The 17,773-nt window shown below is 40.7% G+C and carries 14 protein-coding genes; 5 read left to right on the top strand and 9 right to left on the bottom strand.

What is annotated here, in order from left to right:
• Positions 1-192 precede the first annotated feature (192 nt).
• Entirely contained in the window at positions 193-1,368 is a 1,176-nt protein-coding gene (gene nhaA / locus PR808_RS06780) for a Na+/H+ antiporter NhaA (RefSeq protein WP_206084530.1), read from the bottom strand.
• A 391-nt stretch (positions 1,369-1,759) separates the two neighbouring features.
• Here nhaA and PR808_RS06775 point away from each other — a divergent pair, with 391 nt between their 5' ends.
• Together PR808_RS06775 and PR808_RS06770 are read left to right on the top strand one after the other, a co-directional pair.
• On the top strand, positions 1,760-2,608 hold the full coding sequence (locus PR808_RS06775) for an EamA family transporter (protein ID WP_272538974.1): 849 nt from the start codon (positions 1,760-1,762) through the stop codon (positions 2,606-2,608).
• Positions 2,609-2,737: 129 nt separating this feature from the next.
• Positions 2,738-4,138 carry an amidohydrolase gene (locus tag PR808_RS06770; protein WP_206084528.1) on the top strand — a complete coding sequence of 467 codons (1,401 nt, stop codon included), beginning with the start codon at positions 2,738-2,740 and terminating at the stop codon, positions 4,136-4,138.
• Between the two features lie 66 nt (positions 4,139-4,204).
• Here PR808_RS06770 and dnaJ read toward each other — a convergent pair whose 3' ends face one another.
• Together dnaJ and dnaK are read right to left on the bottom strand one after the other, a co-directional pair.
• Positions 4,205-5,341 carry a molecular chaperone DnaJ gene (dnaJ, locus tag PR808_RS06765; protein WP_206084527.1) on the bottom strand — a complete coding sequence of 379 codons (1,137 nt, stop codon included), beginning with the start codon at positions 5,339-5,341 and terminating at the stop codon, positions 4,205-4,207.
• Between the two features lie 109 nt (positions 5,342-5,450).
• Positions 5,451-7,367: a molecular chaperone DnaK gene (dnaK, locus tag PR808_RS06760; RefSeq protein ID WP_206084526.1), complete on the bottom strand. Its 1,917-nt coding sequence runs from the start codon at positions 7,365-7,367 to the stop codon at positions 5,451-5,453.
• Between the two features lie 336 nt (positions 7,368-7,703).
• Here dnaK and satP point away from each other — a divergent pair, with 336 nt between their 5' ends.
• On the top strand, positions 7,704-8,270 hold the full coding sequence (satP, locus tag PR808_RS06755) for an acetate uptake transporter (protein ID WP_272538973.1): 567 nt from the start codon (positions 7,704-7,706) through the stop codon (positions 8,268-8,270).
• 57 nt (positions 8,271-8,327) lie between these two features.
• Here the strand turns inward: satP and mog are convergent, their stop codons facing one another.
• Both mog and tal read right to left on the bottom strand, forming a co-directional pair.
• On the bottom strand, positions 8,328-8,909 hold the full coding sequence (gene mog / locus PR808_RS06750) for a molybdopterin adenylyltransferase (RefSeq protein WP_206084524.1): 582 nt from the start codon (positions 8,907-8,909) through the stop codon (positions 8,328-8,330).
• A gap of 186 nt (positions 8,910-9,095) precedes the next feature.
• The gene (tal, locus tag PR808_RS06745) at positions 9,096-10,049 is read right to left on the bottom strand and encodes a transaldolase (protein WP_272539038.1); all 954 of its coding nucleotides are present in this window, start codon (positions 10,047-10,049) and stop codon (positions 9,096-9,098) included.
• Positions 10,050-10,522: 473 nt separating this feature from the next.
• Here tal and yaaA point away from each other — a divergent pair, with 473 nt between their 5' ends.
• Entirely contained in the window at positions 10,523-11,299 is a 777-nt protein-coding gene (gene yaaA / locus PR808_RS06740) for a peroxide stress protein YaaA (RefSeq protein WP_206084523.1), read from the top strand.
• A 191-nt stretch (positions 11,300-11,490) separates the two neighbouring features.
• Entirely contained in the window at positions 11,491-12,480 is a 990-nt protein-coding gene (locus PR808_RS06735; protein ID WP_206084522.1) for an aldo/keto reductase, read from the top strand.
• Positions 12,481-12,532: 52 nt separating this feature from the next.
• Here the strand turns inward: PR808_RS06735 and PR808_RS06730 are convergent, their stop codons facing one another.
• Genes PR808_RS06730 through PR808_RS06715 form a run of 4 tightly spaced genes read right to left on the bottom strand, consistent with a single transcriptional unit; the run spans position 12,533 to position 17,769 of the window.
• The gene (locus PR808_RS06730; RefSeq protein WP_206084521.1) at positions 12,533-12,955 is read right to left on the bottom strand and encodes a DUF411 domain-containing protein; all 423 of its coding nucleotides are present in this window, start codon (positions 12,953-12,955) and stop codon (positions 12,533-12,535) included.
• Between the two features lie 45 nt (positions 12,956-13,000).
• On the bottom strand, positions 13,001-16,138 hold the full coding sequence (locus PR808_RS06725) for an efflux RND transporter permease subunit (protein ID WP_272538972.1): 3,138 nt from the start codon (positions 16,136-16,138) through the stop codon (positions 13,001-13,003).
• Between the two features lie 3 nt (positions 16,139-16,141).
• Complete coding sequence (locus PR808_RS06720; RefSeq protein WP_272538971.1) at positions 16,142-17,410, bottom strand: efflux RND transporter periplasmic adaptor subunit; 1,269 nt, start codon at positions 17,408-17,410, stop codon at positions 16,142-16,144.
• A 17-nt stretch (positions 17,411-17,427) separates the two neighbouring features.
• Positions 17,428-17,769 (bottom strand): copper-binding protein, encoded by a 342-nt coding sequence (locus tag PR808_RS06715; protein ID WP_241016854.1) that lies wholly within the window; start codon positions 17,767-17,769, stop codon positions 17,428-17,430.
• Positions 17,770-17,773: the final 4 nt, after the last annotated feature.

Below are 17,773 nucleotides of genomic sequence, written 5' to 3'. Positions count from 1 at the left end.
ATCGATTCCTTTTGTATCGTCAATAACCACACTTGGTGCTATTCACCATACATATCTACCTGTCCCCATGAATCAGGGGCTTTTATTATGTATAACCGTAGTGTATCTGCAAAAGATACACTACGGCATATCATAGAATATTAGTTCGGAAATTCTTACTAAGAATTAACTAAATTACTTTATAATTCTAGTTCACGCTAACTGTTTTTGTTTCGGTAAGACTACTCTTAACATAAAATAACCGAGCACTGCTGCCACTGTGGAGCCAATTAAAATACCTAGGCGTGAGTAAGTACTATATACCTCATCAATACCATCGAATGCGAGCCCAGTTATAAAAATAGACATAGTAAAACCGATCCCACATAACACCGAAACGGCAAAAACTTGCTTCAAATTAATCGACTCAGGTAATTTCGCAAAGCCAAGTTTTACCGAAATCCAACTAAATAAGAAAATCCCAATTGGCTTACCCAATACTAACCCTGCAGCCACACCAAGCGGTAACGGACTCAATAACCCATCAAAGGTGATGCCTTGTAATTGAACGCCTGAATTTGCAAATGCAAAAATAGGTAAGATTAAATAGACAACCCACGGATGTAAGACATGCTCAAGCTCTTCAGAAGGTTTTGTTTGATTTGTGCCCCTTAATGGAATTAAGAAACCAACAATCACCCCCGCCAATGTAGCATGAACACCTGACTTTAATATACATACCCACAATATCAGCCCTATAACTAAATAAGCTGCTGTATTTTCCACTTTGCGCCAATTCATAGTGACCAATATTGCAATACATAAAGCAGCTAAGCCGAGCGCAATCATTGATACAGAGCTTGTATAGAAAAAGGCAATAATCACAATAACACCAAGATCATCGATAATAGCTAGCGCCAATAAAAAGACCTTTAACTCAGTGGGTACGCGCTTACCTAATAACGCCATAACACCTAAAGCAAATGCAATATCTGTTGCCGCTGGTATTGCCCAACCTTGTTGAGTGATTTCATTTCCACCATTAAAAAGCAGATAAATTAGCGCAGGAACAATCATCCCACCTAATGCTGCAATTGCTGGAAATATAGCTTTATCACGACCAGCTAAGGATCCTTCCAATAATTCACGTTTAACCTCAAGACCCACGACTAAGAAAAAAATAGCCATTAGGAAGTCATTAATCCATAAAATTAATGGTTTATCTAGCCCAAAGTCTGAAATTTTAATCGATACTGGGATCGTTAAAAATTGCTGATAAGCGCCTTGCAATGGCGTATTAGCCATAATCAAAGCAACTATGGCAGCAATAATCAGGAGTAAGCCCCCTGCTGCTTCTAACCTTAAAAATTTACGAATAATTGCTGTCATTTATTTTAACCTCAATATTTTTTGAATGTTAATATTATGCTAATTATTAATTCGTAAAAAATCGTTTATTCATCCATTAAAACTCGGAATTAACGATCTATTTAGGTTAGAGATCACTCAAAATGATAAAAAAACGTTAATTTCACTATAGACAACTTTTATAAAAACAAATAATAAATTTTTTAAAAAGTGACTTTATAAATTCAACTTTTTCTCGTTTTTCTAATTTACATTTTTTGATGTTCTTGTCGCAATCATCTATTTTTTCTGTTCGAAGGGTTTCGCAATAATTTTTAATATGGGAGACTGAGTTACAATCGTTTTGCGAAGCGCTTCGCAACAACAACGTTATTTATTTTTCAAACAAAAAAATAATCTTTATCCTTAAATTATGACTACTTACGTATTACTCGCCGTCCTTTTTGCTGCTTTTTGCCATGCAACTTGGAACGCCTTAGTTAAATTTGGTAATGACCGTTTTTTTGGTCTCGTCATGATTTCTTTTTTTTCGGGTGTGCTCGCCATTCCAGCAATATTTTGGTTGGGGCTACCTTCTCCCCAAGCAATGCACTGGTTGGCCTTATCGGTATTGTTCCACATTGGCTACACCTACTTTTTAAGCCAGGCCTATACTCACGGTGATTTGAGCCAGATTTACCCTATTTCACGAGGTTCCGCGCCACTGATTACAGCATTGCTTGGCGCTGTATTATTCAATGAGTTTATTCCATTAATGGGTTTTATTGGCATACTGCTCATTATTAGTGGTGTTTTACTCATCGCCTTTGCTGGAAGAAAATTTCAATTAAATATCAAAGGAAAAGCGTTAACTTTTGCCTTATGTACAGCCTTTTTCACAGCCTGCTACACACTTTCAGATGGCCACGGAGCTCGAGCCAGTGAAGACCCTGTCGTCTATACACTTTGGCTATTTTTATTAAATGGTATCGTCTTAACTATTTCAGGTATTATTAAATATCGCACAACACTTGTGCTCGGTATTCAGCAATATTGGCGTTCTGGGTTATTAGGTGGGTTAATGCAATTAGTGAGCTATGGCATTGCTATTTGGGCAATGAGCCAAACACCTATAGTTATGGTAGCAGCCATCAGAGAAACCAGCGTACTCTTTGCAATGTTCCTTTCGATTGTCTTTTTAAAAGAAAAGTTCAACTTAATGCGAGTTCTTGCCTGCATAGTTATTTTATCGGGTGTTTTACTTGCCAAACTTAGCAGTTAGCCCGCGATAAGGGACTGAACATAAATATCAATCCCTTATATTTAGGTATTAGAGTGTGGTTTTTAATAAATCCACTTGAGCCTTTTATAAAGAATAAAAACTGATTTTTCATTTGGATATGAGGTAACAATGTCTTTTACAAAGTCTTTATTAGCACTTGCAACAATGACGTCTTCTTTTGCAAGCTTTTCTGTCACACCTGTGGATATGATGATAGTTGATGGTACAGTCTTAACGATGGATGCTAAAAACCACATCATCAAAAACGGTACCGTTGTCATTAAAGAAAATAAAATCATTGCCGTAGGTGGACCAGAGCTTGCAAAAGACTATCAAGCTACGAATGTGCTCAATGTCGAGGGAGACATTGTCATGCCAGGTCTAATTAATACCCATACTCATGCATCAATGACTGTTTTTCGTTCATTGGCGGATGATGTTCCAGACCGCTTACATCGTTATATATTTCCCCTAGAAAACAAGATGGTAAGCCGTGAAATGGTACGCGTTGGTGCGAATCTTGCCAATATTGAAATGATTAAGGGGGGCGTCACAACATATGTCGATATGTATTATTTTGAAGACGAAGTGGCAAAAACGGTTGATAAAATTGGCTTAAGAGCTGTTTTAGGTGAGTCCGTGATCCAGTTTCCTGTTGCTGATGCGCAAAATGCAGATGAAGGTATTCAATATGCAGTGAGTTTTATTAATCAATACAAAGACCATCCACGCATAACTCCAGCTTTTGCACCCCATGCTCCATATACCAACTCAACTGAGCATTTACAGCAAATTTCAACATTATCTCAAGAATTAAATGTTCCAGTCATGATCCACTTAGCCGAAACCGATCGCGAGCAAGAAGAAATTGCTAAGCGAACAGGTGGTAAAAGCCCTGTTCAATACATGGCTGATATTGGCGCACTGAATAATAAAGTCATTGCTGCACACGCAATTATGGTGAATGAGCAAGATATGGATTTGCTGAAAAAATACGATGTCGGTGTCGCACATAATATCAGTGCCAACACCAAATCAGCAAAAGGCGTTGCGCCTGTCACGACTATGTTAGAAAAAGGCATTCGGGTAGGGTTAGGAACCGATGGCCCAATGTCGAGCAATACTCTAACAACATTAAATGAGCTTAATTTAGTCGGTAAAATTCATAAACTAGAGAACAAAGACCGAGCTGCAATGCCGCCGCTCACTGTTGTCGAGCTAGCCACCAAAGGCTCAGCTAAAGTTCTGCATATGGAAGATAAATTAGGCTCACTTGAAGCGGGTAAACTTGCAGATATTATTGTTATTGATACTAAATCACCTAATATGGTTCCAATGTATAGCCCATATGCCGCACTTGTTTATGGCGCGAATGGGGCTAATGTTCGCCATACGATAGTAGACGGTAAAGTTTTGATGCAAGACCGCCAATTACTCACCGCTGATGAAAAAGTGATTATCCAAGAAGCACAAGACTTTGCAAACAAAGTACGTGAAACCGTTATTGCTAGCGGGGAAGTGGTTAAATAACATAAAAAAATGGCTGGTTCTGTATTTCACAGACCAGCCATTCTAATTTATTAAATAATTAACACATTATTTGTTCGTTAAATCATCAAAGAATTTTTTCACGCCATCTAGGAAGCTTTTGGAACGCGGACTATTTTTTTCTCCACTTTTGCCACCTAAAGACTCGCCAAACTCTTTGAGTAACGCTTTTTGTTTCTCATTCAGTTTTACGGGAGTTTCAACAACAATGTGGCACATCAAATCGCCTTGCAGACCTCCACGCACAGATTTCACACCTTTTCCTTTCATACGGAAAATTTTACCTGTTTGTGTCTCTGCTGGAATTTTCAGTTTTACACGACCATCAAGGGTTGGAACTTCAATTTCACCGCCCAAAGCTGCATCGGCAAAGTTAATTGGTACTTCGCAATGCAGGTTATTACCATCACGCTCAAAAATGTTATGAGGTAATACATGAACTTGAACGAATAAATCGCCTGCTGGAGCTCCGTTCTCACCCGCTTCACCTTCACCCGATAAGCGAACGCGATCACCCGTATCAACCCCCGCTGGAATTTTAACTGATAGTGTTTTATATCTTTCAACACGACCATGACCATGGCATTTGTTGCATGGGTCTTTGATAACTTTTCCGCGACCGTGGCAAGTTGGGCAAGGTTGTTGTACCGAGAAAAAGCCTTGGCGCATATGCACTTGGCCCATACCATGACAAGTGGAACAAGTATCAGCACTGGTTCCTGGTTTCGCACCATTACCATGGCACACATCACAGGTTTCTAGCGTCGGAATACGAATTTCTTTGGTCACTCCACGGACAGCCTCTTCAAGAGTCAATTCCATGTTGTACTGCAGATCAGAGCCACGGCTTGGGCGTTGCTGTCTGCGACCGCCTCCGAAAATATCACCGAAGACGTCACCAAAGATATCGCTAAAGTCAGCGCCACCGCCAAACCCGCCGCCGCCCATTCCGCCTTGTTCAAACGCAGCATGACCATATTGGTCATAAGCGGCACGTTTTTGCTCATCGGAAAGAACTTCGTAAGCTTCTTTAATTTCTTTAAATTTTTCTTCAGATTCGTCTTTATTGCCCTGATTACGGTCAGGATGGTATTTCATTGCTAAGCGCTTATACGCTCTTTTTATGTCTTTTTCTGAAGCATTCTTTTCAAGTTCTAAAACCTGATAAAAGTCTCTTTTTGCCATTTAATTTACCCTTAACATGCGGAACGGGCGCAGAGTTCCCTCAACGCCCGTATCCGGTATCAGTAACTATTAACCATCTTCGCTACAGCTACTGCGCCCGCTAAGGGCATTATTTTTTGTCTTTGTCGTTAACTTCTTCAAACTCAGCGTCAACAACATCATCATCTTTCTTCGCTTCTGCGCCAGCTGCACCGGCACCGCCTGATTGAGCTTGTTGCTGTGCGATTTCCAGAAGTTTTGCAGATGCAGTGACTAAAGCTTGGATTTTCGCTTCGATATCTGCTTTATCTTCGCCTTTCGCTGCAGCTTCTAACTCAGATGTTGCTTTTTCGATGTTTGCTTTATCGTCCGCTGGTAATTTGTCACCTGCTTCTTCGATTTGTTTACGTGTACCGTGAACCAGTTGGTCAGCTTGGTTACGAACCTGCACTAACTCTTCAAATTTACGGTCAGCTTCTGCGTTCGCTTCTGCGTCACGTACCATTTTTTCGATTTCTTCGTCGTTCAGGCCTGAAGAAGCCTTAATGGTGATGTTTTGCTCACGACCGCTGTTTTTGTCTTTCGCAGACACATGTAAGATACCATCAGCATCGATGTCGAAAGTCACTTCGATTTGTGGCATACCACGTGGTGCTGCTTGGATACCGTCTAAGTTAAATTGACCCAGTGATTTGTTATCACCCGCACGTTTACGTTCACCTTGCAGAACATGGATCGTCACGGCTGCTTGGTTATCTTCCGCGGTTGAGAACACTTGGCTGTGTTTTGTTGGGATAGTGGTATTCTTCGAAATTAACGAAGTCATCACGCCACCCATGGTTTCGATACCTAAAGACAGAGGCGTTACGTCAAGTAACAGAACGTCTTTAACATCACCTGCTAAAACACCACCTTGTACTGCAGCACCCATTGCAACCGCTTCGTCTGGGTTAACGTCTTTACGTGGTTCTTTACCAAAGAAGTCAGCAACAACTTTTTGAACCATTGGCATACGTGTTTGGCCACCAACTAAAATAACATCGTTGATTTCACTCACACTTAAACCTGCGTCTTGCAGTGCAACTTTCACTGGCTCCATTGAACGCTTAACTAAGTCTTCTACCAGTGACTCTAATTTTGCACGAGTCACTTTGATGTTCATGTGTTTTGGACCTGTTGCATCAGCAGTGATATATGGCAGGTTCACATCAGTTTGTTGTGCAGAAGACAGCTCAATTTTCGCTTTTTCTGCAGATTCTTTCAGACGTTGCATTGCTAACGGATCGTTACGCAGGTCAACACCTTGTTCTTTTTTGAATTCTTCAACTAAGTAGTTGATTAAACGTGTATCGAAGTCTTCACCACCTAAGTGAGTATCACCATTGGTTGCTAACACTTCATAGGTTTTTTCGCCATCAACTTCATCAATTTCGATGATTGATAAGTCGAATGTACCACCACCTAAGTCGTAAACAGCAATTGTACGGTTACCAACTTCTCTATCTAAACCATAAGCTAATGCTGCTGCTGTTGGTTCGTTGATAATACGTTTTACTTCTAAACCAGCGATACGACCCGCATCTTTAGTTGCTTGACGCTGAGCATCGTTAAAGTAAGCAGGCACAGTGATAACCGCTTCTGTGACTGGCTCACCCAAGTAATCTTCCGCTGTTTTCTTCATTTTTTTCAGAACTTCAGCTGAAACTTGTGGCGGTGCCATTTTTTGGCCTTTCACATCTAACCAAGCATCGCCGTTATCTGCAGCAATGATTTTGTATGGCATGATAGCGACATCGCGCTGAACTTCTTCGTCTTGGAAACGACGACCAATCAAACGCTTGATTGCAAATAAAGTATTTTCTGGGTTAGTAACAGCCTGACGTTTTGCTGGCTGACCAACTAAAATTTCACCATCTTGAGTGTACGCAATGATGGAAGGAGTAGTTCTGTCACCCTCGCTGTTCTCCAGAACACGAGCGGTAGTACCATCCATAATTGCAACGCATGAGTTAGTTGTACCCAAGTCGATACCAATAATTTTACCCATCTAAAACGCCTCCAAAGGAATTCTTTTCACTATGATTTCGATATCAATCTATATGCGGCTCAATATTTCTTTTTCAAGGGCGTTTTTCACCCTGAGCCTAAATTATTTTTCAATACGCAATAATTCACAGAGATATCGGTTGATGCTTTAAAGATGGGGTCGTAAATCCATTCATCAAGGGGGGAATTAAAAAAAATTTGCATTTATTGCAAAAAAACCTGTCTTGTGATCATTGTTTAGGCAACTAAAACTGCGTATGATTCGCCGCCACTGCCATTTTAGCGGTGTTTATTTCTTTTTATCTATTTGAATTTTATATATTTTACCAGAGGTTATATGCAGTCTAGCTCTCTTGCAAATCCAGGCCCACTTGGTTTACTAGGCTTTGGTATGACAACCATCCTGTTGAATATTCATAACGCAGGATTTTTTCCACTTTCATCCGTTATTTTAAGCATGGGTATTTTTTATGGTGGGATTGCCCAATTTATCGCAGGGCTGATTGAATATAAAAAGGGCAATACATTTGGCGCAACCGCATTTACCTCTTATGGGATGTTTTGGATTGCATTAGTTGGTTTATTATTTTTACCAACTATGGGGTTAGCCGAAGCCACCTCGCCTGAATTTTTAGGCGTTTTCCTTGCTATTTGGGGGATTTTTACCTTTTTCATGTTCCTTGGCACATTTAAAGCTAACGTTGTGCTGCAATTTGTTTTTGGTAGCTTAACAGTCTTATTTGCCTTACTTGCTATTGGCAATCTAACGGGCAACGCTGCGCTACTCCAATTTGCAGGTTTCGAAGGAATTATCTGTGGTGCAAGTGCGTTCTATTTAGCGGTCGCAGAAGTGTTAAATGAGCAATACGGCAGAACTGTGCTACCTATTGGCCAGCGCGGCTAATTATTGCTAATGGTATTTAATCAGGTGAGTGAATGCTCACCTGATTGTATTCAAAACTTATTCAGTACGGATCGCCGATTTTGGCCTAAACGCCTTAACGATTGTAGGATCAGTTTCCACATACGGGCCATCGAGCAATTGAATGCAATAAGGAACACTGGCAAAAATCCCTGATACCAGTACATTTCCTTCCTTATCTTTCAACCCTTCCAATGTTTCAGCAATGGCTTTTGGCTGCCCTGGTAAGTTTAAAATTAAGGCCTGATTGCGGATCACGCCGACTTGACGCGATAAAATAGCAGTGGGAACGAATTTCAAGCTAATTTGGCGCATTTGCTCACCAAACCCTGGCATTTCACGATCGGCGATGGCTAATGTTGCATCTGGTGTCACATCACGACGAGCAGGCCCTGTGCCACCTGTGGTAAGCACTAAATGGCATGCAAACTCATCCACCAGCTCACACAAAGTTTGTTCAATCATGACTTGCTCATCTGGAATTAACCGCGTTTCAATGCGAAAAGGCGTTGTTAGCGTTTTTGCTAACCACTCTTCTAATGCAGGGATGCCTTTATCTTCATAAATACCGCTCGAAGCACGATCAGAAACAGAAACCAGACCTATGCGCAATTCATTCATACAAACCTCAAAAATTGACTTATCAGAAACTGTTTATTTGCCCATAAACAGGTGTAATATCATACCATGAAGCATATTTTCATGCAGCGTTGTGGCTTTTTTATATTTAAATTGAGATATAAATCAATGAAAAATAGCCATAAAAAAACCCAACCAATTGGCTGGGTTTTGACGACGCTAGAAAAATTACAGTAAATCCGCAATCATTTTTTCCAGTTTTTCTTGGTCTACAGCAAACTTACGGATACCGTCAGACAGTTTATCAACCGCCATTGGATCTTGGTTATGCTGCCAGTAGAATTCAGCTTCAGTCAGTTTAGCACCTGGCTCTTGCGTTTTACCCGCGTCAGTCAGTTTACGTACTAATGTGCCTTCAGACTCAGACAGCTCTTTCAGTAAGCCTGGGGAGATTGTTAAGCGATCGCAACCTGCTAATTCAATGATTTCGCCCACATTACGGAAACTTGCACCCATAACAACTGTTTTATAGCCGTGCGCTTTGTAGTAGTTATAGATTTCAGTTACAGAAACCACACCTGGATCTTCTTGTGGTGCAAACTCTTTTTTGTCAGTATTTGCTTTGTACCAGTCAAGGATACGGCCCACGAATGGAGAGATCAGGTAAACACCTGCTTCTGCACAAGCGCGTGCTTGAGCAAAAGAAAATAATAAAGTCAGGTTACAGTTGATACCTTCTTTTTCCAGTTTTTCCGCTGCACGGATACCCTGCCAAGTAGACGCTAATTTAATCAGGATGCGATCATTGCTGATACCCGCATCGTTGTACATTTTGATTAAATGACGTGCTTTAGCAATACAGGCTTCTTCGTCATAAGAAAGACGTGCATCAACTTCGGTAGAAATACGACCCGGAACTAATTTCAGAATTTCCAGACCGATATTCACAGCCAGTTTGTCACAAGCATCAATAATTTGTTGCTCACGATTGCTGCTTTGCTTACGTGCCCATTCAACCGCTTCATCAATTAATTTACGGTACTCAGGAATTTGTGCAGCATTTAAGATCAGCGACGGGTTGGTGGTCGCATCTTGTGGTTTGTAAAGCTTCATTGCTTCGATGTCGCCTGTATCAGCAACAACAGTTGTCAGACTACGTAAGGAGGTCAGTTTATCGGTCATTTCTTTAATCTCGTTGTTATACCCGTTATATTTCAAGTTGTAGCGGTGTTGGCTACGCTCTCTCGCTCTAGTCACATACTAATGTATGCTCCTAGATACTCGTTTACTTGCCGCCTACCTACAACTTGAAGTATTTAGGGTAACCCGTCATGCTTCAAGTTGTAGATGCATTGGCTAACAGACTGCAACTTGAATTACTTTGCGTATTATAAAGGAATTGTGGCTATCGCCGCACCGTCTACAGATAATATCATGCATCCATATTGCTGCAAGCAAGGAAATCTAGTCAAAAGCAACTATTTGATTGGCAATCGGTTTCGCAACTTGATATCAAGCTGAATCCTTTTAGCGAAATATCTCGTCAGCTAACAATAGCAAAGAATAATATTGATTTGCCTTATTGCATCAATTAGCTATTTAGGATGAATTTTTGCTAAAGTAAGCGTTATTATTCTTTTATAAAGGGTCAAGTCATGCTTATTACTATTTCACCTGCAAAAACACTAGACTACGAAAGCCCGCTTGCGACAGCAAAATTTACGCAACCTGAGTTATTAGCAGAATCGCAAAAGCTCATCAAAGAATGCCGTAAGTTAACCCCTGTGGATATCGCCAGTTTAATGAAAATCAGTGATAAATTGGCAGGCCTCAACGCCGCTCGTTTTGCAGAATGGCACGCAGACTTTACCCCTGAAAATGCACGCCAAGCCATTTTAGCGTTTAAAGGTGATGTTTATACGGGAATGAAAGCAGAGACATTTTCCCCTGCAGATTTTGAATTTGCCCAATCCCATTTACGTATTTTATCGGGTCTTTATGGTATCTTGCGCCCATTAGATTTAATGCAGCCTTATCGCCTTGAAATGGGAATTTCACTAAAAAATACCCGTGGTAAAAACCTCTATGAATTCTGGGGCGATATCATTACCAAACAATTGAACCTGGCTCTTGCTCAGCAAAAAGACCAAGTCTTAGTCAACCTTGCATCTGACGAATATTTTAAATCGGTAAATACCAAAAAATTAGATGGGAAGATTATTAAGCCTGTTTTCCTTGATGAGAAAAACGGCAAATACAAAGTCATCAGCTTTTATGCAAAGAAAGCACGCGGTTTAATGAGCCGATTTATTATTCAAAATAAACTGACAAAAACCGATCAATTGTCTGACTTTAATTTAGAAGGTTATCAATTTGATGAAAGCCAATCTAAAGGTAATGAGCTCATTTTTACTCGCCCAGAACAAATTTAATCTTCTAACAGAGGGTATTCACTCACAGTGAATACCCTCTGTTTTCAATGCATCCCAAAATTCTTCGTACACCATCACAATTTAGCGATAAAAAGACCATACTAAATTAAATTAGCATCGATTCCTCAGCTCACATTTGGGGTTTATGACAATATCAGAATGATTTTTGCTCACTATTTTGGAGGTGAAGTATGCCTTATGTCGCATCATCAAAGCGCTATACTGAAATGGAATACCGTTTATGTGGCCGCAGTGGACTGCGTTTACCACTGATTTCATTAGGGTTATGGCATAATTTTGGCGATAACAAATCGTTTGATAACTGCCAAGCCATGGTGCGCCATGCTTTTGACCTTGGTATTACGCATTTTGATCTTGCCAATAACTATGGCCCTCCTCCAGGATCTGCCGAAACGAGGTTTGGCCAGATCTTACAGCGAGATTTTCTACCTTATCGCGATGAAATGATCATTTCATCAAAAGCGGGGTTTACCATGTGGGATGGCCCCTATGGCGATTGGGGAAGCAAAAAATATTTGGTTGCCAGTCTCAACCAAAGTTTAAAGCGTATGGGGCTTGATTATGTGGATATTTTTTACCACCATCGCCCAGACCCTGATACGCCATTAGAAGAAACCATGGCTGCTCTTGACTTAATTGTTCGCCAAGGAAAAGCACTGTACGTTGGGATTTCAAACTACCCCGCCGATTTAGCGAAAGAGGCCATTGGTATTCTGACTGAATTAGGAACACCCTGCCTTATCCACCAACCAAAATATTCCATGCTTGAACGCACGCCCGAAGAAGGTTTGTTTGATGTTCTTGAAGAAGAAGGCGTAGGTTCAATCGCATATTCTCCACTTGCTGGCGGGATCTTAACGGATCGCTATTTAAATGGTATCCCCGCCGACTCACGAGCTGCTGGTAATCCGTCATTGCCTCCTGAGCGACTGACTTCTGCTATCTTAGCAAAAGTTAAACAGTTGAATGAAATTGCGGCAAAACGCGATCAAAAGCTAAGCCAAATGGCATTAGCGTGGTTATTACGCCATGATAGGATCACTTCCGTTTTGATTGGGGCAAGCCGTATTAGCCAAATTGATGACGCAATAGGGATCTTAAAAAACCGCGATTTTAGCCAAGAAGAACTAAAATCTATTGAGCTGATATTAGAAAGCTAACCACCGTCACAAAAGTTGCAGGTTCCCCTGCAACTTAATCTATTTTTCTGAACTAACGGTATTCGCCATTGGCTTTAAATTGAACCACTGAATACGGCTGCGTTCTTCCATCTGGCTGCTCCATCCCTAAGCTGCCAATTGGCATACCTGGTACTGAAATTCCAACCACATCCGCAGGCAACGTATCAATCGCATCTAAACTGCTCACAGGCACATGCCCAACAATCACTTTACCTTTATATTTCGCGATATGGCAGCTGCGTAAGTTATATGGCACATTCAGCTCATCATTCAGCTTGTTCAATTCATCATAACTGATTTCATTGACCACAACGTCATACCCTGCTTTTTTTACTCCTTCTCCCCATAACTGGCAGCAACCGCAATTGGCATCTTTATATAGTTGCACGCTCTGGTTTTGAGAAAATGCAGAAAATGACAGTAAAAACATTCCACCTAAAATTATCTTTTTCATTGCTATTTACCTTATCAATAATAATGATTAATACCTGTAAAATTTCTATTTCTTATGGCGTATTTGGCAAATTAATTTATATGCAGCTGGAATGATAAATAACGATAATAATGGTGCCGTTATCATCCCGCCAATCATTGGGGCAGCAATTCGGCTCATCACCTCTGACCCAACTCCTGTTCCTAATAAAATTGGCAATAATCCCGCTAAAATAACGGCAACTGTCATCGCTTTAGGTCGGACGCGCAATACTGCCCCTTCATATAACGCACTATCTAAATCCTGATTGGATAATGTATTTATTCCTTGCAGTTTTTCTCTGTCTTCAATGGCATGCCTTAAATAAATCAACATCACCACACCAAATTCAGCGGCAACCCCTGCTAATGCAATAAAGCCAGTCCCTGTTGCAACGGATAAATTAAAGTTCATCCCATATAGGAACCAAATCGCCCCCACTAATGCAAAAGGCAAACTTAATAAAATCAACAGAGCCTCGCTAAAGCGCCTGAAGGCTAAATAGAGCAAGACAAAAATAATCATAATAGTAGCAGGTACCATTAACATTAATTTTTGGTTGGCTCTTTCAAGTAATTCAAATTGCCCTGTGAAGGAGTAGCTGACCCCTGGTTTCATTTGAATATTATTTTTTATTACCATATCAATATCATTAATGACAGAGACCATATCCCTATCCCGCGCATCGATATAAATCCAACTGGTGGGCCGTGCATTTTCTGTTTTTAGCATCGGTGGCCCCATTTGCACTACCACATCAGCCACATCACTGAGAACGATTTGTTGCTTATTGGGTGTTAAAATCGGTAATAGTTTCAATGCAGAAACACTGTTTCGATAATCCTGTGGGTATCTTAGGCTAATGGGATAACGCTCAATCCCTTCAACGGTTTCTCCTATCATCTCCCCCCCTGTCGCCATAGAGATATAAACCTGTACATCGCTGATACTCATACCAAAACGAGCGGCTTTTTCCCTATCGATTTTGACATCAACATACCGACCGCCCACCAGCCGTTCGGCTAATACAGAGACGACCCCTGGGACTGTTTTCGTCACTTTTTCAATCTGTTGCGCAAATGCATCGATTTCTTCGAGGTCTTTCCCTGAAACTTTAATGCCTATCGGGCTTTTGACCCCTGTGGAAAGCATATCGATTCGATTACGAATCGGTGGAACCCATAAATTAGCAACTCCTGGCAAACGCACAGTTTCATCTAACTCATCGATAATTTTTTCCAATGTCATCCCTTCACGCCAGTCAGACTGTGGCTTTAAACGAATGGTGGTTTCGATCATTTCCATCGGTGCCGAGTCAGTAGCAGTTTCTGCTTTCCCCACCTTGCCAAAAACGGTATCAACTTCAGGAATAGTTTTGATTAGCTTATCGGTATTTTGTAATAAAAACGCCGCTTGAGCAGGAGATACCCCCGGTAGTGTCGAGGGCATATACAGCAAATCACCTTCATTAATTGACGGGAGAAATTCACCCCCTAAATGCTTTAATGGCCATATCACAGTAAACAATGACAGAATGCCAATCAGCAATGTCGTTTTCGGCCATGCCAACACTTTTAATAAAATTGGGCTATATATTGCAATTAGCCAACGGTTTAGTGGGTTTTTATTTTCATTTGGGATATTACCGCGGATCCAATACCCCATTAATATCGGAATTACGATTAATGCTAGTGCAGCAGCCCCAGCCATCGCATAGGTTTTGGTAAATGCCAGAGGGCCAAATAAACGCCCTTCTTGGCCTTCCAACGTAAAGATGGGAATAAAAGACAACGTGATAATAAGTAAGCTGATAAATAATGCAGGCCCGACTTCAACCGCTGAGTCAGTAATTAATTTCCAACGCTGTGTATTATCAAGAATTTGCCCTTCATGTTGATGTTGCCATTTTTCTAATTTTTTATGGGCATTTTCAATCATCACAATAGCCGCATCAACCATTGCGCCAATCGCAATCGCAATTCCCCCAAGCGACATAATGTTTGCATTTATTCCTTGGTAACGCATAACAATAAACGCAATAAATAGCCCTAGAGGTAAAGAAATAATCGCTACTAAAGCAGAGCGGAAATGCCATAAGAAAACTGCACAAACTAAAGCAACAACAATAAACTCTTCTAACAATTTATCGCTGAGGTTATCAATCGCATTATCAATCAGAATGCTTCTATCATAGGTTGTGATGATTTCAATACCGTCTGGCAAACTCGCGCTCAAATCTTCAAGCTTTTGTTTTACATCATGAATAACATTTCGCGCATTTTCACCTGAACGTAATAAAATGATCCCACCGACAACTTCACCTTCCCCGTTAAGCTCAGCAACACCACGGCGCATTTCAGGGCCTTCTTGAATGCGAGCCACATCTTTCAGGTAGATTGGGACGTTATTTTCCGCCATTTTTAGGTAGATTTTATTAAAGTCATCCATGGATTGCAGGTAACCATTGGCTCTAACCATAAACTCAGCTTCGGCAATTTCGATGGAAGACCCACCAGCCTCTTGGTTCGCCATTTCAACTGCTTGTTTTATTTCAGGTAACGTCACTGAAAACTGCGTTAATTTAAGTGGGTCAACAATAATTTGATAGGACTTCACTACACCACCAACTGTTGCAACTTCAGAAACATTTGGCAGCGCTTTTAATTCATATTTCAAAAACCAATCTTGCAGCGATCGTAATTCAGCTAAGTTATGTTTACCGCTTTTATCAACCAAGGCATATTCAAACACCCAACCTACACCCGTTGCATCTGGGCCAATTGAGGCGACCGCACCTTTTGGCAGTTTTGCCTGAACTTGGTTTAAGTATTCCAAAACCCGTGAACGAGCCCAATATAAATCCGTATTATCCTCAAAAATCACATACACATAAGAGTCACCGAAGGCAGAAAAACCGCGAACTGTTTTCGCCCCTGGTACGGATAACATTGTGGTCGTAATCGGGTAAGTAACTTGATTTTCAACCAGCTGGGGAGCTTGCCCTGGGTAAGTGGTTTTGATGATCACCTGCACATCAGATAAGTCAGGCAGTGCATCAACAGGCGTACTACGGATACTCCATATTCCTATTATGACTAAAAATACCACCCCCATTAAAACTAAAAAGCGATTCGCAACCGAGCGTCTTATAATCCATTCCAACATAGCCTACTCCTTAGATTTATGCGATGAATGATTTAATGACGTGGATTGCACAGGAAGCGCCTCCATTCGGGCTAATGCACCCGCAATATTTGCTTCTGAATCGATCAGGAAAATACCTTGCGTCACAACCTTTTCGCCAACTTGTAACCCTTGTGAAATAGCCGTTGTTTGCTTGGACTCTGCCATAATACGCACGTTCTTAGGGATAAACTCCCCTTGCTCCCCCACCACAATAACGTGTTGTTCTTTCCCTGAATCCACAATAGCTTGAGAGGGGACTAATAAACTTTCTTGGCCTTTCGCCAATACGTTTAAATAGGCGGTCATTCCTGGTTTTAATACATTGGCGTTATCTTCAATTTCTGCACGGATATTGATGGTACGGCTTGCTTGATCCGCACTTGGTAATACTAACCAGTTTTTCACTATAAATTGCTGAGTTGAATAAGCGGGAATAGAAACAGAAAACTGGGCTTGTTTAGTCAATAATTCCGCCGCTGATTGGGAGACGGATGCATTCACCCACAGGGGATTAGTTCCCTGTATTTGGGCGATAGTCACTTCTTTAGAAATATTCATTCCTAAACGTAGATTTAATGCAGTAATAACACCGGATATCGGTGCTTGAATGGTAAAGCGTGTTTGCACTTTCCCCGTTTTAATAAATTGGGATAGCGATCCTTCAGGCATTCCATTTAATCGTAAGCGCTCGATCACGCTATTAAGATCAGATTGGTTAGCACCCATTTGTTTTAACGCTAAATATTCACTTTGCGCCTCAACCCACGCTGGGATCGTTAAATCTGCAATTGGAACGCCTTTTTGAATTCGTTCACCAACGGTAAATGGATAAACTTTTTCCACAAAGCCGCTTTCCCTTGCTTGTACAATCGCAAATTGGTGATCATTAAACGTAATTTCAGCAGGAAATGTTAGGTCATAGCTTAATTGCCCCCATTTTACCTCAACCGTTTTTAACCCTAAATTTTGGGTTTGAGTTGGGTTAATGGTGACTCCTTTACTCTTTGCTGATCCTTGGTTTTCATCGGCATATTTAGGCACAAGATCCATGTCCATAAATGGCGACTTACCTGGTTGATCAAACTTGGTATTTGGATACATAGGGTCATACCAATACAATACCGTTCGTTCTTGTTTTTCCATCAGTTGACTATTATTTTCTTCAACAAAAAAATAGCGATAAAACAAGATTGAAATAACGCTCGATACAATAATAACCAACAGCAATTTAGTGAGGTTAATTAATGACATAACATCTCTCTATCTAATTAGTTTATTTTTTCGACGGATTTCAATATTGAAAGATTGCCTTTTTGCTCAAAGGAAAATTTTAATTCGTCATTGTCTTGTAAGCCTTTAATCATATTTTCATCTTCATAAGTGAAGCGCATCGTCATTGGTGGCCAACCAATACTTTCAATCTCTTTGTGGTTAATCGTTAATTTCTTATTTTCTTTATCAATAGAAATTAATTTCCCTTCCGTATTGATAACAGGTTCTGCAACTTTTTCGGGGTAAACTGAGTGATTATGATCCGCTGTATTTGCGTAACCTGTCGCAGTGAACATGCCGATTGAAAGGGCAAAAATAATGCCGTTTAACTTTTTCATACTT

Source organism: Providencia sp. PROV197 (assembly GCF_028479625.1).
GTDB classification, from domain to species: Bacteria; Pseudomonadota; Gammaproteobacteria; order Enterobacterales; family Enterobacteriaceae; genus Providencia; species Providencia vermicola.
The sequence above is the reverse complement of the archived record's forward strand: the minus strand, read 5'-3'. Positions and strand labels throughout refer to the sequence as shown.